The organism is Humitalea rosea (assembly GCF_003253705.1).
Lineage (GTDB): Bacteria > Pseudomonadota > Alphaproteobacteria > Acetobacterales > Acetobacteraceae > Humitalea > Humitalea rosea.
The window spans coordinates 1-25,363 of the sequence record NZ_QKYU01000010.1 but is presented as its reverse complement, the minus strand read 5'-3'; the positions used below and the strand labels follow the sequence as shown (position 1 = coordinate 25,363).

Below are 25,363 nucleotides of genomic sequence, written 5' to 3'. Positions count from 1 at the left end.
TCGATCCCACCTCCCAGCCCTACGAGGTCAGCGGGCGGTCAACGCCGCCGCGTCGACGGCCTTGCATGCACCTCGATGGTCCCCGCCGCCGCCACCGCGTCCAGCATCAACTCCCGCAGCATCCGGACCTCCCGGATGCGGCCGAAGCTGGTGCGGTGGAACAGCGCCACATCCCGGCCCGGCGTGACCCCGCCATGGATTTTCCGGTAGGCCACCATGTCGTCCAGCAAAGCGCCGATCTGCACCGCCAACTGCGGCAGCAGCGAGCAGCCGATGCCCGCGCCGATCATCTGGCGCAGCGTCTCCAGGCTCGCCGCCTGCAAGCCATCGGTGCCGCGCCCGCTCCCGCGTGCCCGGCTCGGGCAGAGCAACAGGGCCTGGTCGCGCAGGCAATGCCCCTCGTTCAGCAGGATCAGCTCATCGGCCGGCAGATCCTCCTGATCCACGCGGTCGATGGTGGCCAGCGGATGGTCGCGCGGGACCGCCAGGATGAAGGGCTCGCGGAACAGCGGCAAAGTGGTGAACTCGGCCTCCTTGATCGGCGCGGAGGCGACGATGGCATCCAGCTCCCCTGCCTCCAGCGCCTGCACCAGGCTCGCGGTCAGCCCCTCGGTGAAGAGCAGCCGAAGCCGCGGGTAGCGCTCCCGCAGCGGCTGCAACAGCAGCGGTACGAGGTAGGGGCAGAGCGTCGCGATCACGCCGAGGCGGAAGGTGCCGACCAGCGGCTCCGCGCCGGCCTGCGCGATCTCGCCGAGGCGCCGGCCCTCGGCCAGGATCACCCGCGCCTGGGCGATGACCGGCTCGCCGCGTTCGGTGACCAGCACGCCGCGCCCGCCGCGTTCGAAGATCACGACGCCCAGGAACTCCTCCAGCTTGCGGATCTGGGCGCTGAGCGTGGGCTGGCTGACGGCGCAGGATTGGGCTGCCTTGCCGAAATGCAGATGCTCGCCCACGGCGGTGACGTATTCGAGGTCGCGAAAGCTCAGCCCGGCCAGATTCATCGCCCATCCCTCCTGGTCACGGCAACACCACATCGCCCGCATGCAGGCCGCTGCGGACCTCGACCCCGCCCGGCGTGCTGATCCCGAGCGTGACCGGCACCATCCGGTCCTGCCCATCGGCCCGCACCCGCACCACGCGCTGCCCGTCCTGGTCGCGGATCGCATAGGGCGGCAGCACCAGCGCCTCGGGCTGGTCGTAGGTGACGATCGACAGGCTGGCCGACATGCCGACCGCCAATTGGCGCCGCTGCGCGACCGTCAGCCCATCGACGGCGACCGTCACCGGGAAGGTCGGCATGCCGCTGCGGCCGGAGGACTCGCCCCCCGCCTGGGCGGCGACGCTGGTCACCCGCCCCTCCAGCACCAGATCCCCGAAGGCATCGCCCGTCACCGTCACCGCCTGCCCGACGCGGACCTTGTTCACGTCGATCTCATCCACCGTGGCACGCACCTGGAAGCTTTCCAGCGCGCCGATGGTGAACATGGTCTGGCCGCGCTGAACGCGGGAGCCGGGCTCGATGGTCTCGGCGCGGCGGCCGCCCTGCGGCTCGGGCGGCATCAGCACCACGCCCTCGACCGGGGCCAGCACGGTCGCATTGGCGACATCGGCCTCCAGCTCCTGCACCTTGGCCTCGGCATTGGCGAGCTCAAGCTCGGCGATGCGCAAGGTCTGCGGATCGCCGCGCGCCAGGGTGGCCTCCAGGTCGTTCTGCGCCGCCTGGAGCTGGAGCGCCTGGTTGCGTTGCTGCTGCACCAGCGCGCGATGTTCGTCGGCGGCGATGATCCCGCGCGAGAGCAGCATCCGCGTCTGCGCCGCGCGGGCGGCGATGTCGGAGGCTTCGAGCTCCGCCCCGGCCACGCTGCGGCGGGCGCGGGCGACCTCGAACCCCGTGGCCCAGCCGCGCAATTCGGCGACCCGCTGGCGCGCGCGAATCTGCGCGCTGCGGGCATCGCGCAGCCGCACCTCGACCTCGTTCAGGTTCAGCCGCAGCAGCGGCTGCCCGCGCTCGACCTGGCCGCCGTAGCGGAACAGGCGGTCCTGCACGAGACCGTCGAACGGCCCGATCACGCTGACCACCGATCCCGCATCCAGCATCCCCACCACGGCGATGCGGGCGGAGACATGCTCGGGGGCCATGGTGATGGCCGTGCCGCCGGTGCTGGTCTCCGCCGGCCCGCCCCAATCGGCCGGCGAGGGCACCCAGGCGTAGAGCCCGGCCGCCAGGAACAGCCCCGCGACCCCGATGCCCCCCGCGATCCGCGCGACCCGCACCCGCCGCGCCGTCTCGCGGATGCGGGTCGCGGAGTCTTCCATCTGGAGATAGGCGGTCTGCAACTTGCGATGCTGCTCGGCGAGGTCGCGGACCAGGATGGCCTCGGCCTCCGCGAGGCGCTCGGTCTCGGTGATGTCGGTGAGCGAGGCGGTGAGCGCGAGCCGCCCGCGCCGGGCGCCGACCCGCATCCGGTAGGCGCTGCTGAGCACCGAGAGCCGCCGCGCGCCGAAGCCCACCTTGCGGCGCACCGGCGGGCCGCCGTCGCCGATCGGTGCCAGCAGCGCGTCGAGCAGATCGTCGCCGCTGCCATCCTCCGGCAACAGGGATTGCAAGGTGGCGCCATGGGCCGCGGCATGGTCGAGGCCCAGCATCGCCGCCGCGGCCTCGTTGATCGCGGCGACGGCGCCATCGGTGCCGATCGTCAGCAGGCCATCGGCCATGCTGTCCATGGCGCCCTGGTAGTCCAGCTCCAGCTGGTCGTGCATTTCGCGCAGCTCGGCCTCGGAGAGGGCGAGGCGGGATTGGGTGGTGTCCAGCTCCAGCATCCGCCGGCGCAGCTCCAGCTCCGTCACCACGCGCGCGGCGAGCAAAGCCAGCCCCTGGCGCTGGGCCTCGGTCAGCAGCCGCGGCGCGGTATCGACGACGCAGAGCGTGCCGAGCGCGAAGCCATCCGCCGTCACCAGCGGCGCCCCGGCGTAGAAGCGCAGGAAGGGTGGGCCGATCACCGTGGCGTAGCGGGCGTAGCGCGGATGCTCGGCCAGGTCCGGCACCACCAGCAGGCCGGCCGACTGGATGGTGTCGTTGCAGAAGGCAGCGTCGCGCGGGCAGGTCAGCAGCGCGGCATCGAAGCCATGCGCGGATTTCAGCCACTGCCGCCCGGCATCGAGCAAGGCGATATAGGCCATGCCGCAGCCGGTCAGGATCGCGGCAAGGCGGGCGATGTCGTCGAAGCCGGCCTCGGGCGGGGTGTCCAGGATGGCGTAGCGCTCAAGGGCCGCGAGACGCGCGGCCTCCGCCGAGGGGACGGCAGTATCCATCATTGATCGTTCAGCGAGATGCGCCAGGTATCGAGCGTGGTCCCGAGGACCTGATCCATCGTCGTCAGCGTGTTGAGATAGGCGACGACGGCGTTCAGCTCCGTGCTTTCGGCCTGCTGCAACGCGGTCTGGAAGGAGACGACCTGGAAGTTGCTGGAGCGCCCGGCCTGGAGCTTGATCAGCTCGGCCTCCAGCTGCAACGCCGTCAGCTCGCGGGCGCGGCGGGCCAGCTCGGCCTGGCGGCGCTGCGCCTCGATGCTGCGGACCGCGTCCTCGGCCTGCTGGCGGACGCGGTCGCGGGCCTGTTCGGCCTGCACCTCGGACTGGCGCAGGGCGACGGTGGCGTTCACCTCCTGCTGCTCGCGCGACAGGAAGCCGATCGGGATGTTGATCTGCAAGCCGATGTTGAAGTCCGACCGCACGGTGCTGAGCGCGCCGATGGTGTCCAGCACCTGGGAGCGCAGCGCCTGCTGCCCGCTGCCGGCGACGAGGTTGACCTCCCACAGGCGCTGGTTGCGGGCGACGTCGAGGTTGATCTTGTTGATCTCGATGGCGAGCAGCTGGGAGAGATAGGCGGGCTGGGTCTGATACGCGATCTGCAAGGCGCGGCCGAGATCGACGCGCACCGAAGGGGCCGAGGGCCGTTCGCTGGCCCGGATGCTGGTGGAGGGGTCCACGCCCATCAGCACCAGCAGCGCGAGGCGCGCGGCCTCATTGCCGTTGCGGGCGCCGATCAGCTGCAATTCCTGCTGCGCGATGCTGGCCTCGGACTGGATCAGCTCGACCTCCGCGAGGCGGCCGGCGGCGATCAAGGCGCGGTTCACCTCGACGAGTTCGCGGGCGCGGCGCAGCGCCTCGGTGGAGATCCTGACCTGTTCCTGGGCCTGCAGCAGGCTGCGGTAGCCGATGATGATCAGCGAGATCTGGTCGATCACCTGCGCCTTCAGCCGCAGCCGCGCGCTTTGTTCGGAGATGCGCCCAATCCGCCGCGGGGCCAGGGCGTAATCGACGCCGCCGCCGGACAGCAGCGGCTGGATGACCTGGAAGCTCAGCTGTGACGGCGCTTGCGGGTCCTGCCCGCGCACATTGGTCTGGGTCGCGAGCCAGGCGAAGGTGAAGCGCGCGCCGGTCGGCGTATCGACGGTCACCACGGGCCCCACCGAACCCTGGCTGGTATTGACCCCGGCCGTGCGGGCCCGCGAGACGTCGCCCGCGATGGTCAGCCGCGGCATGAAGCCGTTTTCCACGACGCGCAGGGCGAAGCGGTCGGCGATACGTTGCAGGTAATCGCCCCGGATGGCGCGATTGCCGCGCAGGCCGAGGTAGACTGCCTCCGGCAGGGTCAGCGCCAGGGCATCGGCAGGTGGCTGGGCCGCCGGACGCGGCTGGGCCGATGCCGTCACCGAGGACAGCAGCACCGCAAAAGCCAGCCCCGCACCGCCCCGCACCGCCACCCGGTCCACTCCACGCTGATTCAAATTCGTACAACGTCACGAAAAATCTCTCACCGCCAGGGGCGCGCGGCAAGGAAGGCATGCCGCCTTCCGCCTATCGATGCCATCGTTTTCAGCGAATTGCCGTGATGCGTGATTCAGCGCAACAGTTTCACTTAGCGAAAGGCCAAACCGGGCCAGACGTTGAATGAAGGAAATTTGGACATGAAGACCGGATTCAAGACCGCCTTGGCGGCGGTGACCCTCGCCGCGATGACCGCCGTTGGCGGCGGCGCCGCGATTGCGCAGAGCAGCGGCTACGAATGGCAGGGCCAGAACCGCCAATATCATGCGCCGACGCAGAGCTTCTGCCGTCTGCGGCTCGACCGCATCTTCCAGCCCAACCCGGGCCAGCCGATCCATCTGGTGATCAGCAACATCAGCAACATCCGCCTGCAATACCAGGTCCAGATCACGCTGACCAAAGGCAACGACACCACCTCCGGCAGCATCTTCGTGGACAACGCCAATCCCGGCGAGCGGTCCGAGCGCCCGAGCATCCAGGCCTTTCCGGGCTCGCTCCAGGGCAGCACCGTGACCCTGCGCGTCACCTCCTGCTCCCAGCGCAACTGACGGGGCGCGGCCGCTGATCCGGACCGCATCCTGCACCATGCCCAGGCCCGTCGGGAGCAACCCCGGCGAGCTTTGGAGCATCTGCGCCATCGGCGCGAGCCTGCTGCTGGCAGGCTGCGCGACGCCCGCGGTCATCACGGCGCCGGCGATCGAGGCCAGCATGCCGCGCGACACCACGAGCCTGCCCGTCACCGCCATCGCCGAGCCGACCGGCGATCCGCCGATCACCTTGCCGACCGGCGATCCGCCGATCATCCTGCCGGAGCAAACTGGGCCGGAGCAAACTGGGCCGGAGCCTATTCCGCCCGCAAGGCCTCGATCGGGTCCAGCCGCGACGCCATGACGGCGGGGTAGAAGCCGAAGAAGATGCCGACCATGACCGAGACCCCGGCGCCCAGCGGGGCGGCGGTGGGTGACAGCACGAAGGCCCAGCCCGAGAGCTTGGCGAAGCCATAGGCCCCGGCCAGGCCAAGCCCGATCCCGATCAGCCCGCCGGTGACCGAGAGGATCACCGCCTCGGCCAGGAACAGGGTGCGGATGTCGCCCGGTTCGGCGCCGATCGCGAGGCGCACGCCGATCTCCCGTCGCCGCTCCGCGATCGAGACCAGCATGATGTTCATCACCCCGACGCCCCCCAGCGCCAGCGCGATGGCGCCGACCGCGCCCAGCAGCAGGGTGAAGAGCTGCATCTGGCTCTGCATCCCCGCGATCAGCTGCTTCGCGCTCTGCACGCTCAGCGTCGCATCCCGCAGCCGCGGCCCGAGGTAGCGCTGCAACTGTTCGGTGACGGCTTCCGGCTCCGCCTCCGGCCGCATCCGGGCGATGGCCATGGACAGGCTCGGGTTGGACAGGATGCGGCGGACATTGGGCAGGGAGACGAACATCGTGCTGTCGATGTCCACCGGCATCATCGGGCTTTGCAGCACCGGCTCCAGGATGCCGATGACGGTGAAGACGTAGCGGCCGAGGCGCAGCCCCGAGCCGACGCGCACCATCGCATAGGGGTTGGACAATTGCCGCGCGAGGCCGGCGCCGATCACCGTGTACAGCTCGTACCGATCATGGTCCGAAATGAAGCGCCCCGATTCCAGCCGCAGCCGCGAGACATGCGCGAAGGCGGCGGTGACGCCGAGCTGGGAGCCGCCGGCGGTCGTGCCCTCGAAGGACATGCTGCCGCCGCCGATCACGAAGGGCGCGATCTCGGCGACGCCGGGCACCATCTCCGGCACCGCCTCGATATCGCCGAGCTGGAAATTGCCGAGCCCGGTCAGGCCATCCGCGCGCAGCGTCAGTATGTCGGTGCCGAGCTGGCGGAACTGGCGGATGGTCTCCTCCCGCGCGATGGCCCCGACGTTCAGCATGGCGATCACCGCGCCCGCGCCGATCACGATGCCGAGCAAGGCCAGCGCCGAACGCTGGCGGGAGGCGAGGAGGTTGGCCGCGGCCTCGGCGATCACGCGTGTCAGCATCGGGTTTCCGTCAGCACGCCATTGGCGAGCACCACCTGGCGCTCGCATTGCGCGGCGACCCCAGGATCATGGGTGATGATCAGGATCAGCACGCCGTATTCGCGCTTCAGCGCCAGGAACAGCTCCATGATCTCCTGGCTGACCTTGGGGTCGAGCGCCCCGGTCGGCTCGTCGGCCAGGATCACCCGGGGCTCGCCGACCAGGGCACGGGCGATGGCGACCCGCTGTTTCTGGCCGCCTGAGAGCATCGCCGGCATGTGTTCGGTGCGCTCGCCAAGGCCGACACGCTCCAGCATGGCGATGGCGCGGCGGCGGGCCTCGGCCTCCGGCGTGCCGCGGTACATCAGCGGCAGCGCGACATTGCGCCAGGCGTTGAGCCTGGGCAGCAGGAAGAAGGATTGGAAGACGAAGCCGATCAGCCGGTTGCGCAGGCGGGACAGCTCCCTCGCCTTGGCGCCCAGCACATCCTGGCCATCGATCCGGTATTGCCCGCTGGTCGGTTTGTCGAGCAGGCCGATGATGTTCATCAGCGTGGTCTTGCCCGAGCCGGAGCCGCCCATGATGGAGACGAGCTCCCCCGCCGCCACGGTCAGCGACAGGTCGCGCAGGATATGCATCTGCCCGGGGCCGACGCGATAGGAACGGCCAATATCAACCAATTCGAGCATGACGGGAGGCTAGGGCCGTTTCATCACGGCGGGAATGCGCCACCGTTCAGTGGCATGGGGTTATCGGCAGGGCCGGGCATGGCGAAGGGATCATGGGCCATCCTCGGCTGTCCGGACGGGTGCTGCCGCCTGTTCGTGCCTACAGCATCGGCCCGGATGCGATCACGCATCCGGGCCGGCGGGGTGCTTCAGCGGCAGTTGGTCATGGCGACGGTCGCCGAGCCGGTGCCGGCGGTGTCATAGACACGGCCCACGGTGCCCTGGTTGATGTTGCCGTTGGTGCCACGGCCGAAGCGGATGGTCTCGCTGGCATTGGGTCCGAGCGCGCTGCCGGCGAGCTGCGGGCTGAACAGGGTCACATTGCCGGGGAAGCCGCCGAAATTGAGCTGCCAGCTCATCGGCGCCGAGGTCTGGTTCCGGATGATCACGAAATACTCGAAGTTCGTGCCACCCAGGCCCGTCTGATAGACCGAATCGATGAAGCCGCGGCCACGGCAGGCGTTGCTCTGCGCCTCGGCGGGGGCCGCGAGCAGCAGCGGGGCGGCGACGCCGAGGGCGGCGACGATGGCCGAGAGGCGGGGCAGGGGGATCATGTGAAGGCGCGTCCTTGACTGTAAGGAGGAGCGGGCCTGCGCCTCCGATATCCAGGACCCTAAGGCAGGCGTTCGGCGGGCTCCATGCGGCAGGACCTATCGCCGGCATAGCTGCGGCACGAAATCAGCGGCGGAAGGGGCTAGGCTTCCCCCGCCCCAGCGGCTATGCAGCGCCTCGTTCTCGCGGGGTAGCGCGCTGGACCGAGCCATGCGGCGGTCGAAGCTTCCCCCAGGGGCGGCGGCGGTGGCCTTTGGGAAGGTTCCGTGATATCGCCGAGACATGGCCTGTCCCGTTCGTCTAGAGGCCTAGGACACCAGCCTTTCACGTTGGGTACACGGGTTCGAATCCCGTACGGGGCACCATTCCCACCACTGCGCCGCCATCCCGGATCGGGGATGGCGCGGCCATGCTCCAGATATCCTATGGTCTGGCTTCGGCCCGCCGTCTCCTGCCCCCTGGCGGCGTGGTCGTTGAAGGTCCAATGATGATCCGCTGTCTGGTCTATTGCAGCACCGTGAGCGAGCCCTTGCCCAGCGAGCGCTTGCTTGACCTCGTCAGCCACGCCGAGACGAAGAACCGGCAGCTTGGGATCACCGGCCGAATCGTCTGCGAGGTCGGCTCCTTCGCCCAGGTGCTTGAGGGCGACCCCGAGATCACCGGCCGCCTGTTCAGGACAATCGAGGCGGATACCCGCCACAAGCACGTCGTGCTGCTGTTCGACCGCCTGGTCGGGGAGCGCAGCTACGCCGATTGGGGCCAGGTGACGCCAGGCGCCACCGAGGCGAACCAGGAAAGCTTCGCCGCCAGCCTCCTGCGGCCGACCGGCCCCCTGCTGGCCCAGCAGGTGGAGAAGACGGGGCTGTTCTCCCTGATGGACACGCGCGCCGGCAAGGTTCTGATGAACGCCTTGCGGGTGCCGCCGCGCCAGCGGCGCGCGGTGCAGACCGTGGACCAGGTCTTCATGGCGGCGGAAGCGATCATCCTGCGCGATGGCGCCGGCAAGCTTTCGCTGGAGGGCGTGGCGCATGAGGCGAACATCACCCTTCAGGCGGCCTATCGCTACTTCGATGGAACCGAGAGCCTGCTGCGCGCGGTGGTGCGGCGTCGCCAGGTCCTCGCGCTGAATGCGGCGGTCGAGGATCTGCGGACCGTCACCTTCCGGGATGAGGTGGAACTCGCCCATTGGGCGGTTGATATGCTGCTGTCGCGGCTGCTGCGGACGGGCGGGGTCCATGCGCCGACCTACCGTTTTATTTTCCGGAACTACCACGAGATCCTGCACGACGGCATGTGGATCTTCGCGGAGGCGCTTCGCGGCGCGATGATCCGCTGTGCGATCCCCTGCGATCATATCAGCGACGCGCAATTGGCCATGGCGATGTCCGGGGTCGGGGCAGCGGCCAAGACCGTGCTGCTGCGGGCCCCCGAACTTTTGGCCACGCCGGAGGTCCGGTCCGCGATCGTGGCCGGCTTCCTCGGCACGCTGCGCGGCCTCGGGCCTACGGGCAGCCGTCCCGTTTAGAGAATTTTCAAACCGGGCGGAGTTACCCGACATGCTCCAGGTTCGGAACCTGCCGACCCCGAGGCGGGCAGGGGTGATGCCGGCGATGGCGGTGTTGCCCGCAGGCAAAGCCCTGCATGGCCAGTCCTTCCGCATCGAGATCGGCGTCGGCCGCCTTGGCGCCCGGCGCCGTCCATGGTGAAACCCTCCTCGAACAACTCCCGCGCGATGCCTGCCCTGGCCTGATGGCCTCGGCCCGATGCCCCGGGGATCGAACAGGAGCGCCGACATGGACCGCGACGACACGCAGGCAATCGCCCGCCACCTTCCCGAACTGGTCGCGTTGCGTCGCGACCTCCACGCCCATCCCGAACTCGGCTTCGAGGAGACGCGCACCGCGTCCCTGGTGGCCGCGCGCCTGCGCGCGATGGGGCTGGAGACGACCGAGGGCGTCGGCCGCCTCGGCGTCGTGGCCACGCTGAAGGGGAAGCGCCCCGGGCAGGGCGCGATCGGCCTGCGCGCGGATATGGATGCGCTGGCGCTGACCGAGCGGACCGGGCTGCCCTATGGCTCCACCGCGCCGGGCCGCATGCATGCCTGCGGCCATGACGGCCACACGTCGATGCTGCTTGGGGCCGCGCAGGTCCTGGCCGAGAACCCCGATTTCGCCGGCACCGTCCAGTTCATCTTCCAGCCCGCCGAGGAAGGCCGCGGCGGCGCCCAGGCGATGCTGGAGGATGGGCTGTTCGAGCGATTCCCCTGCGATGCCGTCTATGGAATGCACAACATGCCGGGCATCCCGCTCGGCGCATTCGCGCTGTGCAAGGGGCCGATGATGGCCGGTTCCGGCCGCTGGATCGCGACCTTCCGCGGCACCGGCGGGCATGGCGGCAACTCGCCGCATCTGGCCAATGACCTCACGGTGGTCCAGGCCTTCTTCATCCAGGCGCTGCAAGGGATCGTCAGCCGCAACGTGCCGGCGCTGGAGAGCGTGGTGGTCAGCGTCGGCCACATCTCGGGCGGCACCATGGATTCGCTGAACGTCATGCCGTCGGAGCTTGTGGTCGGCGGGACCATGCGTGCCTTCAACCCGGAGATGCAGGCCCTGGTCGAGCGCCGCATCCGCGAGCTGGCGGAGCTGGCCGCGGCGACCCAGGGCGCCACCGTGGAGATGAAGCTCTGGTGGAACGCCATCCCCCTCGTCAACCACGAGCGGGAGACCGAGGCGATGACCACGGCGGCCCAGGCCGTGGCGGGTGAGGGCGCGGTGGATGTGAAGATGCGCCCCGTCACCGGCGGCGAGGATTTCGCCTTCATGCTGAAGGCCAAGCCCGGCGCCTTCGTCTTCCTCGGCACCGGTGCGGCGCCGGACGGCACGGTGCATGCCCTGCATTCGCCGCTCTATGACTTCAACGATGCGGCGCTGCCGCATGGCGTGGCCTTCTGGGTCAATCTGGTCCGCCAGGAACTGGCGACCGTGCGGGAGGCCGCGTGATGCAGGATCTGTTGCCCCGGGCCGAACGGCTCGGCGCCCTGCTCAAGGCCCGTGGCGAGAGCATCGCCGTCTCGGAATCCTCCTCCGGCGGGCTGGTTTCGGCAGCACTGCTGGCGGTGCCGGGGGCCAGCGCGTATTTCCGGGGCGGGGCGGTGGTCTATACGCATCAGGCGCGCGGGGCGCTGCTCGCCATTACCGATGCGGATATGGCGGGGCTGCGCTCCTCCTCCGAGCCCTATGCCCAGTTGCTGGCCCGCACCGTCCGGCAGCGCTTCGACGCCGCTTGGGGGATCGCCGAGACCGGCGCGGCCGGGCCCAGCGGCAATCGCTACGGCGACAGCGCCGGGCATAGCTGCATCGCCATCGCCGGCCCCACGAGCCTGGTGCGGACGATCGAGACCGGCAGCGCCGATCGCGTCGCCAATATGCGCGTCTTCGCGGCGGGGCTGCTGGATCTGCTGGCCGAGGCGATCGCGGCCAGCCCCTGAGGGCGGCGCCGCTGGGGATGTTCAGCGCCCGCCGCGAAGACGCGCGCCCATCTCGGCACGCACGGCGAAGGACGAACGCTTGGCCATGTCGGGCCCGAGGCTGCCGCCCGTGCGCCTCGGCGTCACTTCGCATTGAGGCGGGCCGCGAGGCTATGCCTTCAGGAACTCGGCAAAAGCCCCGGCATAGGCCGGGTCCCAGCGGGACAGCGGCGGCCGGTTCTGGACGATGTCCCCCGCAGCCCAGAGGATACGCTTCTCATCCAAGGCCCGCGGCACATCATTGTCGGGGCAGAGGATGTAGAAATCCCCGGCCTCAAGCCGTTCCAGCAGGAACTCCGCGACCTGGTCCGGCGTCCAGGCGGCGTCGGGCTTCTCCACCCGCCCCTTGGCGGTCAGGCCGGTGAAGACGAAGCCCGGGATCAGCAGATGCGCGCTGATCCGGCAGCCCTTGGTGTTGCGCAACTCGTGCTGCAACGCCTCGGTCAGCGCCTTCACCCCCGCCTTGGAGATGTTGTAGGCGGGGTCCCCCGGCGGCGAGGTGATCCCCTGCTTGGAGCCGGTGTTGATCACGAGCCCCGGCCGCCCCCGCGCGATCATGCCCGGCACGAAGACCTGCGTGCCATGGATCACGCCCCAAAGATTGACCCCGAGCACCCGCGCCCAGTTCTCGGCCGGCCCGAACATGCCGCTGCCGGGCTGGGTGCCGGCATTGTTCATCAGCACGTCGGTGCCGCCCCAGCGCTGCCGCACCGCGGCTTCCAGGCGTTGCACGTCGTCCAGGTGGCTGACGTCGATGGTCATTGCCATCACCGCATCGGCGCCCTCGGGCGAGAGGTCGGCAAGCTCGGCCGCCGCCGCATCCAGCCGCGCCTGGTCCAGATCGGCGATGCAGACGCGCAGGCCGAGGGCGACGCAGCGCCGCGCCACGGCGAGGCCGATGCCGGCGGCCCCGCCGGTGATGACGGCAACGGCGCCGGGGATGAGGACGGGATGGGTCATGGTCGATCCTTGTCTTGCGCTGGCGCGCAAACATGGCGTGCCGGGGCGGGGTTTCCACCTGGGCTCAGGACTCACCAACCACCGCCACCTCAAGCCGCTAAATTGGTCCTGAGCCTGGTTCGTCTGGTCGTAGCGTCAGCACCGACACGCCGGAAGCGGTAACGGCAACGGTGTGCTCGAACTGTGCGGAAAGCGATCCGTCTCTCGTCACAACAGTCCAACTGTCAGCCTCGGTTCTCACACTTCGACGGCCCCGATTGATCATCGGCTCGATCGTGAAAACCATGCCCTCACGGAGGGCGAGGCCGGTTCCCGGCTTTCCGAAGTGCAGAACCTGCGGTGCCTCATGCATCTCCCGGCCGATGCCGTGACCGCAATACTCATGCACCACGGAATAGCCATTTCGCTTGGCATGTCGTTCGATCGCCCAGCCGATGTCTCCGAGCCGCGCGCCCGGGCGAACCGCCCGGATCCCCATCCACATGGCTTCGTAGGTGGTCTGGACCAGCCTCTTGGCGGCTGGATTTACCTCTCCAACGAGGTAGGTTTTGCTGGAATCAGCAATATAGCCGTTCTTCTCAAGCGTGATGTCGAAATTGACGATGTCGCCGTCCCGAAGCACGAGCGATTGCGATGGAACGCCGTGGCAGACCACATTGTTCACCGAAGAATTCAACACAAAACCATAACCATATTGACCCTTGCTCGCGGGTCGGGCCTGGAGGTCGTGAACGATGAAACGCTCGACCATTTCATTGATGTGAAGTGTTGATATACCGACGAGTGCGGTTCGATCCAGCATCCCGAATACGGACGCCAGTAGCCGGCCAGATTCGGCCAGCAACGCCAGTTCCTCGGGCTGCTTCGTCATGCTTCGCCCGCCGCCATCGATTGAGCCGAAACGCCTGCGGACCTAAGCTCGCGCGCCATGATCTCAGTGAAGCCAAGCGTCGGATTGGTCTCGCAGAGCATGCCGAGCCTGATCCAATAGGCGGCCTGCGCATTTATCGAACGAAACGATACCTTGCTCGCCCGGCGCAGCTGATCGTGCAGATCATCATCTATGTTCACAATGCCCATGGGATTTCCACATACTATCCGTACATGGAACGTATATATACCGTATATGAAAAAGCCAAGGGCAGCGTCGGAAGCACCTCGGTTCGAGCGCGCCCTGCCGAACGTTGGCCATAGCGACCGGGCGGCGTATCCTGACCGCCGCCACCGCAAGCCGCTCAATAGGTCCCGCGGCCTATCGCCCGGCGCTGGCCGGCACCCAGATCTCACCCGCCGCATCCACCCGCGCCGGCACCGCCTCCAATTCCTCATCCACGCAGGGGCCGGCGACGCAGAGCCCATCCTCGATGCGGAAGCACGCGCCATGCGCGGTGCAGACGATCTTCTCGCCTTTCGCGTCCAGGAACTTGTCCGGCAGCATTTCGAGCGGCAGGCCGATATGCGGGCAGGCGTTCACATAGACCCGCAGATCCTTCCCGCGCCGCACCGCGAACAGCCCGGTGAAGCCGCCTGGCACGGCCGCAAACCCCTTGGCGCCGCCATCGGGAATCGCGGAAAGCGGACCCAGACAGCGCTCCTCGCTCATACCCCGCCCATGTCGCAGATCATCTTCCAGTGTTCGTCCGAGACCGGCCCGACCGACAGCCGCGACTGGCGCACCAGTGCCATGTCGGCAAAGCGGGGGTCGGCTTTGATCGCGGCGAGGGTGACCGGCTGCTTCAGCGGCTTGACCGCCTTCATGTCCACGCAGACCCAGCGGCCGGTCTCGTCGCTCGGATCGGGATAGGCGGTGCGCACCACCTCCACGATGCCGACGATCTCCTTGCCGATGTTGGAATGGTAGAAGAAGGCGCGGTCACCCTTGGCCATGGCGGACATGTTCTTGGCCGCCAGGGCGTTGCGAACCCCGGTCCAGGGCTCGACCTTGTTCTTGACCTGCTCCGGCCAGCCGAAGGCATCCGGCTCGCTTTTGACCAGCCAGAAGGCCATGGTCAGACCTTGGCGCCGTCGCGGAACACCGGGCGGAAGCCGCGCACCACGGTCGATTCGAACAGCCCGGCCTCGGCATAGGGGTCGGCGGCGGCGAAGGCGCGGGCGTCGTCCAGGCTCTCGGCCTCGACCACCAGTATGCTGCCGCAGGAGGCACCATCCTCGGCCAGCACGGGGCCGACGAAGACCAGCCGGGCGATATTCGCTTCCAGCCAGGCCACATGCGGGGGGCGGGTGGTGACGCGGAGCTCATTGGTGCCGGGGCGATCGACGTTCTGGATGGCGAAGAGCATGGCGGTTGTTTCCCCAATTGGACGGACTCACCGAGTAACCGCTGGCGGGCGGTGCTTCAATCCCGGCCATGAAGCGTCTATGTCCGCTACGTGGACGCAGCCCCGACCAGCACGACCCTCGCCGGCCCCCCAGGACGCCCCTCCAAGGGCTGGCACCGCTTTGCCAATCCCGGCCGCTTCCTGCGGCTGACGGATCGTCTGCTGCCATGGCTTTGGGGGCTGGCGCTGGTGGCGCTGGTGGGGGGCGGGCTCTGGGGCCTGGTCTGGTCGCCGCCGGACTGGCAGCAGGGCGAGACCGTCCGCATCCTCTATGTCCATGTCCCGATGGCCTGGCTCGCGATGGGCGGCTACGTCGCGCTCGGCGCGCTTTCGGTGATCTCATTGGTCTGGCGGCATCCGCTGGCCGATATCGCGGCGCGCGAACTCTCCCCGGTCGGCGCCCTGGTCGGTGCCCTGTGCCTGGCCAGTGGCAGCATCTGGGGCCGGCCGATGTGGGGCACCTGGTGGGTCTGGGATGCGCGGCTGACGTCGGTATTGGTGCTGTTCTTCTTCTGGGCCGGGCATGCCGCGCTGTCCCGCGCCTTCGAGGACCCGGAGCGCGGCGGCCGGGCCGCGGCGATCCTGGCGCTGGCGGGGCTCGTGAACCTGCCCATCGTGAAATTCTCGGTCGATTGGTGGAACACGCTGCACCAGCCGGCCAGCGTCACCCGGCTTGCGGCGCCGGGGCTGCATGTGGACATCCTCTACCCGCTGCTGGCTTGCACGGTGGCGTTCAGCCTGCTCTTCGCCGCCGTGGTGCTGGCGCGGGTGCGGGCGGCGGTGATGGAGCGCCGGGTCCGCTCGCTCGAAATGGCGGCTGCGCGCCGATTGGATACCGCGTCATGACCCTGCATTGGATGCATGTGACCGCCGCCTGGGCGCTGGTTGCCCTGGGCTTCGCCGGCATGGCGGGGCAGGCGGCGCTGCGTCACCGGAGCGCCAAGCGACGGCTCGCGGTGCTCGACCCGCGGGGGAATGAGGCATGAGCGCCGCGGCGCCTGCGCGCAAATCGGCGGGGCCGAGCCTCGGCCGCGCCCGCAGCCGGCGGCGGCTGCATATCCTGCTGCTCTGCGCCTTGGGCGTGGGGGCGGCGGCGGCGCTGTCGCTGACCGCCTTCCAGGACAATCTGGTCTTCTTCCAAAGCCCGTCGGACATCACCCGCCAGGCGCCGCCGCCCGGCCGCGCCTTCCGCCTCGGCGGGCTGGTCGAGGCCGGCAGCGTGGTGCGTGGCGAAGGCCCCGATGGCCGCCCCGACATCAGCTTCCGCGTCACCGACACTGTGGCGACGGTCCCCGTCACCTTCTCCGGCGTGCTGCCGGATCTGTTCCGGGAAGGGCAGGGGGTGGTGACGCTGGGCCGGATGCGCCCCGATGGCGTCTTCGCCGCGACCGAGGTGCTGGCCCGGCATGACGAGGCCTATATGCCGCCCGAGGTCGCCGATGCGCTGAAGCGCGCCGGGCAATGGCAGCCCGCCCAAGGCGCGCCGCCGCCGGCCGCGAGTTGGAACACGCTGCATCCCGAAGCCCCCGCGCGAGGTGGGTCATGATCGCCGAACTGGGCCATTACGCGCTGGCGCTCGCCTGCATCCTGGCATTGGCGCAGGCAGTCGTGCCGATCTGGGGGGCGCAGCGGCAGGATGCGGCGGCGATGGCGGCGGGGCCGGCGCTGGCGCTCGGCGGGCTGCTCGCGGTGGGCGCGGCCTTCGCCGCGCTGATCTGGTGCTTCGTCGTCAACGACACCAGCGTGCTGGCCGTGGTCCAGAACAGCCATTCGCAAAAGCCGATGCTCTACAAGGTCGCCGGCGCCTGGGGGAACCATGAGGGCTCCATGGTGCTCTGGGTCTTCATCCTGTCGCTCTGCGGTGCCGCGGTGGCGGGGTTCGGGACCAATTTGCCTTCGGCGTTGCAGGCGCGGGTGATCGGGGTGCTGGGGCTGATCAGCCTGGGTTTCCTCGCCTTCATCCTGGCGACCTCCAACCCCTTCGGCCGCATCTGGCCGCCGCCGGCGGATGGGCAGGGGCTGAACCCGCTGTTGCAGGACCCGGGGCTCGCCTTCCACCCGCCGCTTCTGTACCTCGGCTATGTCGGCACCGCCGTCACCTTCGCCTTCGCCATCGCCGCCCTGATCGAGGGCCGCGTCGATGCCGCCTGGGGCCGCTGGGTGCGGCCCTGGGCGCTGGCCTCCTGGGGGTTCCTGACGCTCGGCATCGCGCTGGGGTCGTGGTGGGCCTATTACGAGCTGGGCTGGGGCGGCTACTGGTTCTGGGACCCGGTCGAGAATGCCTCGCTGCTGCCCTGGCTCGCCGGTGCCGCGCTGCTGCATTCGGCGATCGTGGTGGAGAAGCGCGAGGCGCTGAAGCTCTGGTCGGTGCTGCTGGCGCTGCTGGCCTTCGCCATGAGCCTGCTCGGCACCTTCATGGTGCGCTCGGGCGTGCTGAACAGCGTGCATGCCTTCGCCAATGATCCGGAGCGGGGCGTCTTCATCCTCGCGCTGCTGGCCTTCTACGTCGGGGGTGCCTTCATCCTCTTCGCCCTGCGGGCGCCCGCCATGGCGCCGACAGGCGTGTTCGCGCCGGTCTCGCGGGAGGGTGGGCTGGTGCTGAACAACCTGCTGCTCTGCTCGATCCTGGCGGTGGTCTTCACCGGCACACTCTACCCGATGTTCCTGGACATCCTGACCGGCGAGAAGATCTCGGTCGGGGCGCCCTTCTTCAATGCGGCGGTGGCGCCCTTGGCGGCACTGCTGTTCGCCGCGATGGCGGCCGGGCCGCTGCTGTCCTGGAAGCGCGCGCGGCCCTGGCCGGTGGTGCAGCGGCTGTGGTGGGTGGCGCTGGCGGGGCTTGGGGCGTTTCTCGCGACCTTGGCCGTTTCCGGCTGGAACCCGCTGCCGGCGCTGGGCTTCGGTGCCGCGGCCTGGTTGATCGGGGGCGCGCTGGCCGATGTCGCGGATCGCCTCGCGCTGTTCCGCTCCGGCTGGCGCACCGCGATCGCGCGCGCCGGCGGTCTGCCGCGCTCGGCCTGGGGTGGCGCCATCGCCCATGCCGGCATGGGGATCACCGTGCTCGGCATGGCCGGGATGGGGCTTGCGACCGACCGGCTGGCCGGGATGCGGGTCGGGGATCATGTGGCGCTGGCGGGCTATGACTGGCGGCTGGATGCGGTCGAGGATGCGACCGGTCCGAATTGGACCAGCCGCCGCGCGACCCTGACCGTGACGCGCGATGGCGCGCCGGTGACGGTGCTGCGGCCTGAGCGCCGCTTCTTCCCCGTCGCCCGCCAGAACACCACCGAGGCCGCGATCCACACCACCGTCTTCGGCGACCTTTATGCCGTGATGGGCGAGGAGACCGATGGCCGCGCGGTGATCCGCCTGCACAACAACCCGTTGGCGCCCTGGATCTGGCTCGGGGCCGCGGTGATGGCGCTCGGCGCCGGCGTCTCGCTGAGCGACCGGCGGGTGCGCGTCGCCGCCCCCGCCCGCCGCCGCGCGGATGGGACGCAGCCGGCATGAGCGAGGCTGTTCCCCCCCCGATTCCCCGCCGGCGGCGCTGGCTGCTCTGGGCGCCGCTCGGGGTCGCGGCGGCCGGCGGCGTCGGCTTCTACGCCATGCTGCGCGGGCTCAGCAGCGGGTCCTATGATCCGCGCGGGGTGCCCTCGGCGCTGGTCGGGCATCAGGCGCCGGCCTTCACTCTGCCGCCGCTGGAGGCGGCCGGGCTGCCGGGGCTGGCGCAGGCCGATCTGATCGACATGCCGCGCCCGGTGCTGGTGAATTTCTGGGCGAGCTGGTGCGTGCCCTGCGTTATCGAGCATCCGCAGCTCATGCGCCTTTCGCGGGACGGGGTGCCGGTCTACGGCATCAACTACAAGGACAAGCCGGCCGATGCCGCCGGCTTCCTGGCCCAGCGCGGCAATCCCTTCGCCCGCCTCGGGCGGGACCAGCCGGGGCGGGTCGCGATCGACTGGGGCGTCTATGGCGTGCCCGAGACCTATTTCGTCGATCGCGGCGGCATCATCCGTTGGCGCTTCCCCGGCGCCGTCACGCCGGAACTCCTGCGCGACGACATCCAGCCGCTGCTGAGGCGCTACGCATGAGGGCGCTGCTGTTTGCCGCTCTGCTGCTGTTCCCGGCCCTCCAGGCCCAGGCGATCGGCAAGCCCGAGGACATGCTGGCCGATCCCGCCGCCGAGGCCCGCGCGCGCGAGATCGGGCGCGAATTGCGCTGCATGGTCTGCCAGAACCAGTCGATCGAGGAGAGCGAGGCCGATATGGCCCGCGACCTGCGGCTGCTGGTGCGCGAACAGGTCGCGCGCGGGGCGAGCAACCATCAGGTCACCGCATACATCCACGCCCGCTATGGCGATTTCATCCTGCTGCGGCCGCCCTTCAACACCGCGACCTTGCTGCTTTGGGGCGCGCCGCTGCTGGTGCTGCTCGGCGGCGGTATCGTCGTGGCCTTGCGCAGCCGCACCCCGCGCGCCGCGACGGCGCCGCTGACCGAGGCCGAACGCCAGCGCCTCGCCGATATCACGGGGGATCGCCAGGCCTGATGTCGTGGCTGTTGCAGCTTGGGCTGGCGCTGGTTGCGCTCGCCCCTTTGGCATGGGCGCTGTGGCGGCCCCGCCCCGCCCGGGCGCGGCGGGAGGCCGACCTCGCCCTGTTCCACGCCCAGATCGCCGAGCTGGATCGCGAGCGCGACGCCGGCCGGCTGGATGAGGCCGCCCATGCGGCGGCGCTGGTGGAGGTGCAGCGCCGGCTGCTCGCCGCCCCCGCCGTGGCGCCCGCGACCCGCCCGCGCCGCTCCGCCGCGCTCCTGCCGGCGCTGATCCCGCTGCTGCCGGCGGCGGCCTTCGGCCTCTACCTCTGGCACGGCAAGCCCGGGCTGCCGGATGCGCCGCTGGTCGAGCGCCAGGCCCAGGCGCGGCAGGATGAGGCGGTCATCGCCTCCCTGCGGCAACGGCTGGAGCAGATGGAGCCCACCTCCGACGCCCGCCGCCAGGGGCTGGTGCTGCTGGGCAGCGCCGAGCAGGGCCGCGGCAATACGGCCGCGGCGGCCGAGGCCTGGGGGGCGGCGCTGGCGATCCGCTACGACCCGGCGCTGGCCGCCGACCTCATCGAATTGCAGATCGAACGCGGCGAGACCCAGGCGGCGATGGGGCTGCTGGCCCGCGCGCTGGTGGCGGCGCCGACCCAGCCCCGGCTGCGCTTCCTGGCCGGGCTGGCCGCCGCCCGTGCCGGCCATGCCGAGGGCGCGCGCCGCATCTGGACCGATCTGCTGGCCGAGGCGCCGGCGGATGCGCCGTGGAGGCCCCTGGTCGAACGCGCCCTGGCCGAGCTGCCCTGAGCTTCGGTCCTGGCCTGGAACTTGCTGACCTTTTAGCCGGGTTTGCAGGATGGCCTGGGCTGGGCGAGGTTCGCCGCGACACTTCGGGGACGAGCATGTGACCAGCCGCACCAGCCCATACCGCGCTACCCCCGGCCCGATCTGGGGAGCATCGGCGTGGCGGCGCTGATGCGGTCGCAGGCCGCGCAATTCATCCTCGGCGCGCTGATCGGGGGTGCGGGGGGCGCGGTCTTCGCCTGGCTGCATATGCCGCTGGCATGGCTGACCGGCTCCTTGCTCGCGGTCGCGGCGGCGCGGTTCGCAGGCCTGCCTGCCGAAGGCTCCCGCCAGGCCCGGAATGCCCTTTTCGGCATCATCGGCATCGCGCTCGGCGCCTATTTCACCCCGGCCACGGCCGCGCTCCTGACCGAAAAGCTGCCGCTGGTCCTGGTCGCCGCCCTCGCCTCGCTCGGCGTCGGCGCGGCGCTGGCGCCGCTGCTGGCGCGGGTCGGGCGGGTGGATATGGCGACGGCCTGGTTCTCCTCCATCCCCGGCGGCGTTGCCGATATGGCGTTGCTGGCCGATTCCTATGGCGGGCGGGCCGCGCCGGTCGCGGTGACGCAGTTGCTGCGCATCTGCTTCGTCGTGATCCTGGTGCCCAATGCCTTTGCCCTGTTCGGCTTCCATGCCGAGCACCCCTGGGCCGCCTCGCCGCTGCCCTTCCTGCCGCTGCGCCTGCTGCTGCTCTATTGCGGCGGGCTCGCGGCGGCGCTGCTGCTGGTCCGGGTGGGGGTCAGGGTCGGCTGGCTGCTCGGCCCCCTGGTGGTTACCGCGACCCTGACCGCGAGCGGGGTGCCGCTCTCCGGCGTGCCGCCCTGGCTGACCGCGATCGCGCAGGTCGCACTTGGGGCGAGCCTCGGCACCGGCTTCGGGCGGGAGGCGTTGCGGTCGCTGCGCCGCTTCCTGCCGGCGGCGATCCTGCATGTGGTGGCGCTGATGACCTGCTGCGCCCTGGTGGGCATGCTGCTCGGGCTGATCTGGGGCGAGTCGCTCGGGACCATGCTGCTCGGCACCGCGCCCGGCGGGGTGGCGGAGATGAGCCTGACGGCGAAGACCCTCGGCTTCGACGTGGCGCTGGTGGTGATCCTGCATGTCACCCGGATCTTCCTCGTCTCGCTGATCACGCCACTGTTCTTCCGGGTGCTCCACCGCCGCTCCGACTCCGGGACATGACCGAATGACCGAAGACATCTGCCTGCTTTCCGCGGCCGAGGCCGGCCGGCGTTTCGCCGCGCGCCGCCTGTCGCCGGTCGCGCATGTGCGGGCGCTGCTCGGCCGGATCGCGGCGATCGACGGGCAGGTGCGGGCCTATATCACCACCCTGCCGGAGGCCGCGCTGGCGGCGGCGAAGCGGGCGGAGGCGGAGATCGCCGCCGGGCGCGTGCGGGGGCCGCTGCATGGCGTCGCCTTCGCCGTGAAGGATAATTTCCACGTCGCCGGAGTGCCCACCACCGGCGCCTCGCGGCTGATGCAGGGGCATGTGGCGGCGGCCACCGCCCATGTGATCCATCGGCTGGAGGCGGCGGGGGCGATCCTGCTCGGCAAGCTCAACGCCTGGGAATACGGCACCGGCACCGGGGCTGTGCATTTTGACCTGCCCTATCCCGTCGCGCGCAACCCATGGGATCTGGACCGCTTCACCGGCGGCTCCTCGACCGGCAGCGCGGCGGCGGTGGCGGCGGGGATCGCGCCTTTCGCGCTCGGCTCCGACACCGGGGGCTCGATCCGCCTGCCGGCCGCAGCCTGCGGGCTGGCGGGGCTGAAGCCGAGCTATGGCCGCACCAGCCGTGCCGGCGCGCTGCCGAACTGCTGGTCGCTGGATGTGACCGGGGCGCTGTGCTGGACGGTGGAGGACAGTGCCATCGTGCTGAATGCCATCGCGGGCCATGACCCTGGCGATCCGGGCAGCGCCGATTGGCCCGTGCCCGATTATGTGGCCGGGCTCGGGGCCGGGGTGGCGGGGCTGACCATCGGCCTGGTGCAGGGCCTGCCCGCGGCCGAGGTCCACCCCGACATCGCCGCCGGGCTGGAGGCCGCGGCGCTGCTGCTGGAATCGCGCGGCGCGCGGCTGGTGGAGGTGGCGCTGCCGATGCCGCTGGCCGATATCCGCCGCGCCGCCAGCACCATCAACACCGCCGAATCCCACAGCATCCACGAGGATGATTTCCGCGAACGTGCCGGGCTGATGGGCCAGGCGCTGCGCGACAAGATGACGAGCGGCAGTATGGTCCGCGCCGCCGATTACCTCGCCGCCCAGCGCCTGCGCCGGGATGCCGCGGCGCGGATCGATGCGCTGTTCAGGCGCTGCGACCTGCTGCTGCTGCCGGGCAATTTCCGCGTGGCGCCGCGCTTCGACGATCCGGCCGGGACCATCGCCTTTACGCGGGAAACCTCGATGAACATCGCCAGCCTCTCCGGCCATCCGGCGATGGCGGTGCCCTGCGGCTTCGATCCGGCGGGGATGCCGCTGAGCCTGCAACTCATCGGGCCATACTTCGCCGAGGCGCGGCTGCTGCGCGCGGCGCGAGTGGTCGAGGCGGCGCGCGGCGACCGCGCCCGCCGCCCGGAGCTGCGCGGCGGCACTGGCCCGGACCCCGCGCCAGTGCCGGTGGACCGCGCCGCGCGGGATGCCGAGCTTGCCGCCGTCGTCGCCGCCAATGGCGCCGCCTTGCCCCGAATGCCCGCCAAGGACGCCGAACCCGCCGGCGTCTTCCGTATCCAAGCCTGAGAGAGAGCCGCCATGGAACCCTGGGAACTCACCGCAACCGCGGCCCGCACGATGCTCGCGGATGGCAGCCTGACGGCCGAGGCGCTGACCCACTCCTGCCTCGAACGCTGCGCCGAGCGGGAGGCGGTGACCAAGGCGTTCAGCTACCTCGATCCCCTGCTCGCGGTCCGCAACGCGCGACGGGTGGACAAGGCCTATGCCAAGGGCGTGCTGCACGGGCTGCCGCTCGGCGTGAAGGACATGATCGACACCGCCGACATGCCGACCAGCCACAACTCCCCGATCTATGACGGGCTGCAGCAGGGCCGGGACGCGGCCTGCGTCGGCATCGCGCGGGGCGAGGGGGCGGTGGTCTTCGGCAAGACCGATACCGTGGAATTCGCCGCCGCCGGGCGCCGCGCGCTGACCCGCAACCCGCATGATCCCTCCCGCACGCCGGGCGGTTCGTCATCGGGCTCGGCGGCGGCGGTGGCCGATGGGATGGTGCCGCTGGCCTTCGGCACCCAGACCGGGGGCAGCACCATCCGCCCGGCCTCCTTCTGCGGCGTCTATGGGATGAAGCCGACGCATGGGGTGGTGAACAGCGAGGGGGCGAAGCGCTATTCGCATACCCTCGACACCATCGGCTGGTATGGCCGGGCGCCGGGCGATCTGCGGCTGGTGGCCGAAGCGTTCCGCCTGTTCGGCGTGGAGACCCCGGTGACCAAGGGGCTGAAGCAGCTCCGCATCGGCGTCTGTCGCGGCCCCAACTGGCAGGTCGCGTCGCTGGAGTGCTGCGAGGCGCTGGGCACCGCCGCGAAGCGGCTGGAGGCGGCGGGCGTCACGATGGAGGAGGTGACCCTGCCCGCGCCCTTCGATGAGATCACCGCGGCGCAGCTCGTGGTGCTGCATGGCGAGGGGCGTGGTGGCTTCCTGCAGGAATATCTGGCAGCACCCGGCCTGCTGCACCGGGATTTCCACGAGCGGGTGGAGAATGCCAAGGGCATCACGCCGCAGCAGATGCTCTGGGCCTATGACCTCGCCGCCGAGTGCCGGAAGCTGTTCGACGCGCTGTTCCCGGGCCTCGATGCCGTGCTGACCCCGGCGGCGGTGGGCGAGGCGCCGGTGGGGCGCCAGGACACCGGCAACCCGGTCTTCAATTCGATGTGGACGCTGCTGCATGTGCCCTGCATCGGCATCCCCTGCATCAAGGGGCCGAATGGGATGCCGGTGGGCGTGCAGATCGTCGGGCCGCGGTTCGGCGACGCGGCGCTGCTGGATGTGGCGGCGGCGGTGGCGCCGGTGATCGACGCGGGCTGAGCGGCGTCACCCCTGGGCGCGCCAGGCGTCCAGGATCTCCGCCCCCGTCGCCGGCCACAGCGAGCCGCGCGCCAGCAGCGCATCCAGCATCACCCCGAGCGCGCGGATCCGGTGCGGCTGGCCCATCAGCCAGGGCGTCAGCACCAGGGTCAGGACGCGGCCCCCGCCGGTCGCCTCGGCCTCGGCGTCCAGCACCGTGTGGGCGGCGAGCACGGCCGCGCAAAAATCCTCGGTCGCGAGGTTCTGCTGGAACAGCATCCGCAGGTCGGACAGGTCATGCGGCAGCGGCATCGCGGTGATCCCGCCCGCCGCCGTCGCCATCGCATAGGGCATGTCGTCGTTGATCCAGCCCGTGGTGTAGTCGAGCCCGGCCTCGGCCACGAGATCCAGGGTGCGGGAGGATTCCGAATAGGCCGGCGAATGCCAGCCCCGCACCGCCGCGCCGAAGCGTCCGCGCAGGATCGCGACCGCCTCCTGCACCGTGGCGCGCTCGGCGGCCTCGGGCACGCCCTCATGATGCAGGTGGCCCATGTCGAGCCCGGCCGCCGCGACCTCCCATTCCGCCTGCGCGATGTCATCCATCAGCACCGGGTAGCGCTGCGCGAGCACGGCGCTCATCAGCGCCGTCGCCTTCAGGCCGCGCGCGCCGAGCGTCTTCAGCAGGCGGTAGATGCCGATGCGGTTGCCGTAGTCGCGTTGCGTGTAGTCCCAGTAGCTCGGGTAGGGGCGTTCCATCCCGCCGGGGACCGGGATGGGCTGCATCGCCATGTCCATCGGGAAATGCCCCATCGGCACCGCGACCCAGAGTGCGACGCGCGCCCCGCCCGGCCAGGTCACCGGGGCGGTGCGCGGCAGAATGCGATAGGGGTAGCGGTCGTGGTCCATCCCCTGCCGGCGCAGCGGATAGTGCAGGTAGTCGTCGGGCAGCCCGCTTGTAACTCCTCCACTCATCGCCGCGCCTCCTGGCTAAGGTTGCGCGTCGGTAGCTGGGAGAGGGTCGCCGCGAGACGCTTGGGGGTCATTCCC

The 25,363-nt window shown here is 70.2% G+C and carries 29 protein-coding genes and 1 tRNA gene; 17 read left to right on the top strand and 13 right to left on the bottom strand.

The genetic code is table 11. The features are described 5' to 3' along the window. Positions 1-38 precede the first annotated feature (38 nt). The 3 genes from C8P66_RS09950 to C8P66_RS09940 are packed head-to-tail and all read right to left on the bottom strand — an operon-like array spanning position 39 to position 4,775. Entirely contained in the window at positions 39-1,001 is a 963-nt protein-coding gene (locus tag C8P66_RS09950) for a LysR substrate-binding domain-containing protein (protein ID WP_111398108.1), read from the bottom strand. Between the two features lie 16 nt (positions 1,002-1,017). After that, complete coding sequence (locus tag C8P66_RS09945) at positions 1,018-3,315, bottom strand: HlyD family efflux transporter periplasmic adaptor subunit (RefSeq protein WP_111398107.1); 2,298 nt, start codon at positions 3,313-3,315, stop codon at positions 1,018-1,020. Beyond that, on the bottom strand, positions 3,312-4,775 hold the full coding sequence (locus C8P66_RS09940; RefSeq protein WP_111398106.1) for a TolC family protein: 1,464 nt from the start codon (positions 4,773-4,775) through the stop codon (positions 3,312-3,314). The genes C8P66_RS09945 and C8P66_RS09940 overlap by 4 nt, the downstream gene beginning before the upstream one ends. A 195-nt stretch (positions 4,776-4,970) precedes the next feature. Between C8P66_RS09940 and C8P66_RS09935 the strand changes: the two genes are divergently transcribed. Both C8P66_RS09935 and C8P66_RS23520 read left to right on the top strand, forming a co-directional pair. Then, the gene (locus C8P66_RS09935; RefSeq protein ID WP_111398105.1) at positions 4,971-5,378 is read left to right on the top strand and encodes a hypothetical protein; all 408 of its coding nucleotides are present in this window, start codon (positions 4,971-4,973) and stop codon (positions 5,376-5,378) included. Between the two features lie 37 nt (positions 5,379-5,415). Then, positions 5,416-5,721 (top strand): YgdI/YgdR family lipoprotein, encoded by a 306-nt coding sequence (locus C8P66_RS23520; RefSeq protein WP_146422794.1) that lies wholly within the window; start codon positions 5,416-5,418, stop codon positions 5,719-5,721. Here C8P66_RS23520 and C8P66_RS09930 read toward each other — a convergent pair. From C8P66_RS09930 to C8P66_RS09920, 3 genes are all read right to left on the bottom strand, one after another. After that, positions 5,675-6,847, bottom strand: a complete 1,173-nt coding sequence (locus tag C8P66_RS09930) for an ABC transporter permease (RefSeq protein ID WP_158537189.1) — start codon at positions 6,845-6,847, stop codon at positions 5,675-5,677. The two genes, C8P66_RS23520 and C8P66_RS09930, sit on opposite strands and share 47 nt — an antisense overlap. Then, positions 6,841-7,515, bottom strand: a complete 675-nt coding sequence (locus tag C8P66_RS09925; protein ID WP_111398103.1) for an ABC transporter ATP-binding protein — start codon at positions 7,513-7,515, stop codon at positions 6,841-6,843. Before C8P66_RS09925 ends, C8P66_RS09930 begins: the two co-directional genes overlap by 7 nt. Positions 7,516-7,703: 188 nt before the next feature. Further along, positions 7,704-8,108 (bottom strand): hypothetical protein, encoded by a 405-nt coding sequence (locus tag C8P66_RS09920; protein WP_111398102.1) that lies wholly within the window; start codon positions 8,106-8,108, stop codon positions 7,704-7,706. A gap of 287 nt (positions 8,109-8,395) precedes the next feature. Between C8P66_RS09920 and C8P66_RS09915 the strand changes: the two genes are divergently transcribed. The 5 genes from C8P66_RS09915 to C8P66_RS09900 all read left to right on the top strand — a co-directional run bounded on the left by C8P66_RS09915 (position 8,396) and on the right by C8P66_RS09900 (position 11,593). Continuing rightward, a tRNA-Glu gene (locus C8P66_RS09915) sits at positions 8,396-8,471 on the top strand. Positions 8,472-8,515: 44 nt separating this feature from the next. After that, a complete protein-coding gene (locus tag C8P66_RS09910; RefSeq protein WP_111398101.1) occupies positions 8,516-9,631 on the top strand; it encodes a BLUF domain-containing protein in 1,116 nt (371 codons plus the stop codon). Between the two features lie 31 nt (positions 9,632-9,662). After that, positions 9,663-9,812: a hypothetical protein gene (locus tag C8P66_RS23835; protein ID WP_158537187.1), complete on the top strand. Its 150-nt coding sequence runs from the start codon at positions 9,663-9,665 to the stop codon at positions 9,810-9,812. Positions 9,813-9,899: 87 nt separating this feature from the next. Then, complete coding sequence (locus C8P66_RS09905) at positions 9,900-11,105, top strand: M20 aminoacylase family protein (RefSeq protein WP_111398100.1); 1,206 nt, start codon at positions 9,900-9,902, stop codon at positions 11,103-11,105. Continuing rightward, positions 11,105-11,593, top strand: a complete 489-nt coding sequence (locus C8P66_RS09900) for a CinA family protein (RefSeq protein ID WP_111398099.1) — start codon at positions 11,105-11,107, stop codon at positions 11,591-11,593. Before C8P66_RS09905 ends, C8P66_RS09900 begins: the two co-directional genes overlap by 1 nt. 150 nt (positions 11,594-11,743) lie before the next feature. On the opposite strand, the gene C8P66_RS09895 is transcribed toward C8P66_RS09900, so the two are convergent. From C8P66_RS09895 to C8P66_RS09870, 6 genes are all read right to left on the bottom strand, one after another. Continuing rightward, a complete protein-coding gene (locus C8P66_RS09895; RefSeq protein WP_111398098.1) occupies positions 11,744-12,592 on the bottom strand; it encodes an SDR family NAD(P)-dependent oxidoreductase in 849 nt (282 codons plus the stop codon). A gap of 97 nt (positions 12,593-12,689) precedes the next feature. Continuing rightward, the gene (gene map, locus C8P66_RS09890; RefSeq protein ID WP_111398097.1) at positions 12,690-13,463 is read right to left on the bottom strand and encodes a type I methionyl aminopeptidase; all 774 of its coding nucleotides are present in this window, start codon (positions 13,461-13,463) and stop codon (positions 12,690-12,692) included. Then, positions 13,460-13,672, bottom strand: coding sequence for a ParD-like family protein (locus tag C8P66_RS09885; RefSeq protein ID WP_111398096.1), 213 nt, complete (start codon positions 13,670-13,672; stop codon positions 13,460-13,462). The genes map and C8P66_RS09885 overlap by 4 nt, the downstream gene beginning before the upstream one ends. Before the next feature lie 172 nt (positions 13,673-13,844). Next, the gene (locus tag C8P66_RS09880; protein ID WP_111398095.1) at positions 13,845-14,195 is read right to left on the bottom strand and encodes a Rieske (2Fe-2S) protein; all 351 of its coding nucleotides are present in this window, start codon (positions 14,193-14,195) and stop codon (positions 13,845-13,847) included. Then, positions 14,192-14,599, bottom strand: a complete 408-nt coding sequence (locus C8P66_RS09875) for an EVE domain-containing protein (RefSeq protein WP_111398094.1) — start codon at positions 14,597-14,599, stop codon at positions 14,192-14,194. The genes C8P66_RS09880 and C8P66_RS09875 overlap by 4 nt, the downstream gene beginning before the upstream one ends. Before the next feature lie 2 nt (positions 14,600-14,601). Further along, positions 14,602-14,892, bottom strand: a complete 291-nt coding sequence (locus tag C8P66_RS09870) for a YciI family protein (RefSeq protein ID WP_111398093.1) — start codon at positions 14,890-14,892, stop codon at positions 14,602-14,604. A 90-nt stretch (positions 14,893-14,982) separates the two neighbouring features. Between C8P66_RS09870 and ccmC the strand changes: the two genes are divergently transcribed. The 10 genes from ccmC to C8P66_RS09825 all read left to right on the top strand — a co-directional run bounded on the left by ccmC (position 14,983) and on the right by C8P66_RS09825 (position 24,337). Beyond that, positions 14,983-15,777 (top strand): heme ABC transporter permease CcmC, encoded by a 795-nt coding sequence (gene ccmC / locus C8P66_RS09865; protein ID WP_111398092.1) that lies wholly within the window; start codon positions 14,983-14,985, stop codon positions 15,775-15,777. Then, on the top strand, positions 15,774-15,917 hold the full coding sequence (locus C8P66_RS23830) for a hypothetical protein (RefSeq protein WP_158537186.1): 144 nt from the start codon (positions 15,774-15,776) through the stop codon (positions 15,915-15,917). The genes ccmC and C8P66_RS23830 overlap by 4 nt, the downstream gene beginning before the upstream one ends. Continuing rightward, the gene (ccmE, locus tag C8P66_RS09860) at positions 15,914-16,477 is read left to right on the top strand and encodes a cytochrome c maturation protein CcmE (protein ID WP_111398091.1); all 564 of its coding nucleotides are present in this window, start codon (positions 15,914-15,916) and stop codon (positions 16,475-16,477) included. Before C8P66_RS23830 ends, ccmE begins: the two co-directional genes overlap by 4 nt. Then, on the top strand, positions 16,474-18,441 hold the full coding sequence (locus C8P66_RS09855; protein ID WP_111398090.1) for a heme lyase CcmF/NrfE family subunit: 1,968 nt from the start codon (positions 16,474-16,476) through the stop codon (positions 18,439-18,441). Before ccmE ends, C8P66_RS09855 begins: the two co-directional genes overlap by 4 nt. Then, on the top strand, positions 18,438-19,022 hold the full coding sequence (locus C8P66_RS09850; RefSeq protein WP_111398089.1) for a DsbE family thiol:disulfide interchange protein: 585 nt from the start codon (positions 18,438-18,440) through the stop codon (positions 19,020-19,022). The genes C8P66_RS09855 and C8P66_RS09850 overlap by 4 nt, the downstream gene beginning before the upstream one ends. After that, positions 19,019-19,477, top strand: a complete 459-nt coding sequence (locus tag C8P66_RS09845) for a cytochrome c-type biogenesis protein (RefSeq protein WP_111398088.1) — start codon at positions 19,019-19,021, stop codon at positions 19,475-19,477. Before C8P66_RS09850 ends, C8P66_RS09845 begins: the two co-directional genes overlap by 4 nt. Next, positions 19,477-20,271, top strand: coding sequence for a c-type cytochrome biogenesis protein CcmI (ccmI, locus tag C8P66_RS09840; RefSeq protein WP_111398087.1), 795 nt, complete (start codon positions 19,477-19,479; stop codon positions 20,269-20,271). Before C8P66_RS09845 ends, ccmI begins: the two co-directional genes overlap by 1 nt. 156 nt (positions 20,272-20,427) lie before the next feature. After that, a complete protein-coding gene (locus C8P66_RS09835; RefSeq protein WP_111398086.1) occupies positions 20,428-21,483 on the top strand; it encodes an AbrB family transcriptional regulator in 1,056 nt (351 codons plus the stop codon). Positions 21,484-21,487: 4 nt separating this feature from the next. Then, the gene (locus tag C8P66_RS09830; RefSeq protein ID WP_111398085.1) at positions 21,488-23,038 is read left to right on the top strand and encodes an amidase; all 1,551 of its coding nucleotides are present in this window, start codon (positions 21,488-21,490) and stop codon (positions 23,036-23,038) included. Positions 23,039-23,050: 12 nt separating this feature from the next. After that, positions 23,051-24,337 carry an amidase gene (locus C8P66_RS09825; RefSeq protein ID WP_111398084.1) on the top strand — a complete coding sequence of 429 codons (1,287 nt, stop codon included), beginning with the start codon at positions 23,051-23,053 and terminating at the stop codon, positions 24,335-24,337. Positions 24,338-24,343: 6 nt separating this feature from the next. Here C8P66_RS09825 and C8P66_RS09820 read toward each other — a convergent pair whose 3' ends face one another. Beyond that, positions 24,344-25,288 carry a polysaccharide deacetylase family protein gene (locus tag C8P66_RS09820; protein ID WP_111398083.1) on the bottom strand — a complete coding sequence of 315 codons (945 nt, stop codon included), beginning with the start codon at positions 25,286-25,288 and terminating at the stop codon, positions 24,344-24,346. Positions 25,289-25,363: the final 75 nt, after the last annotated feature.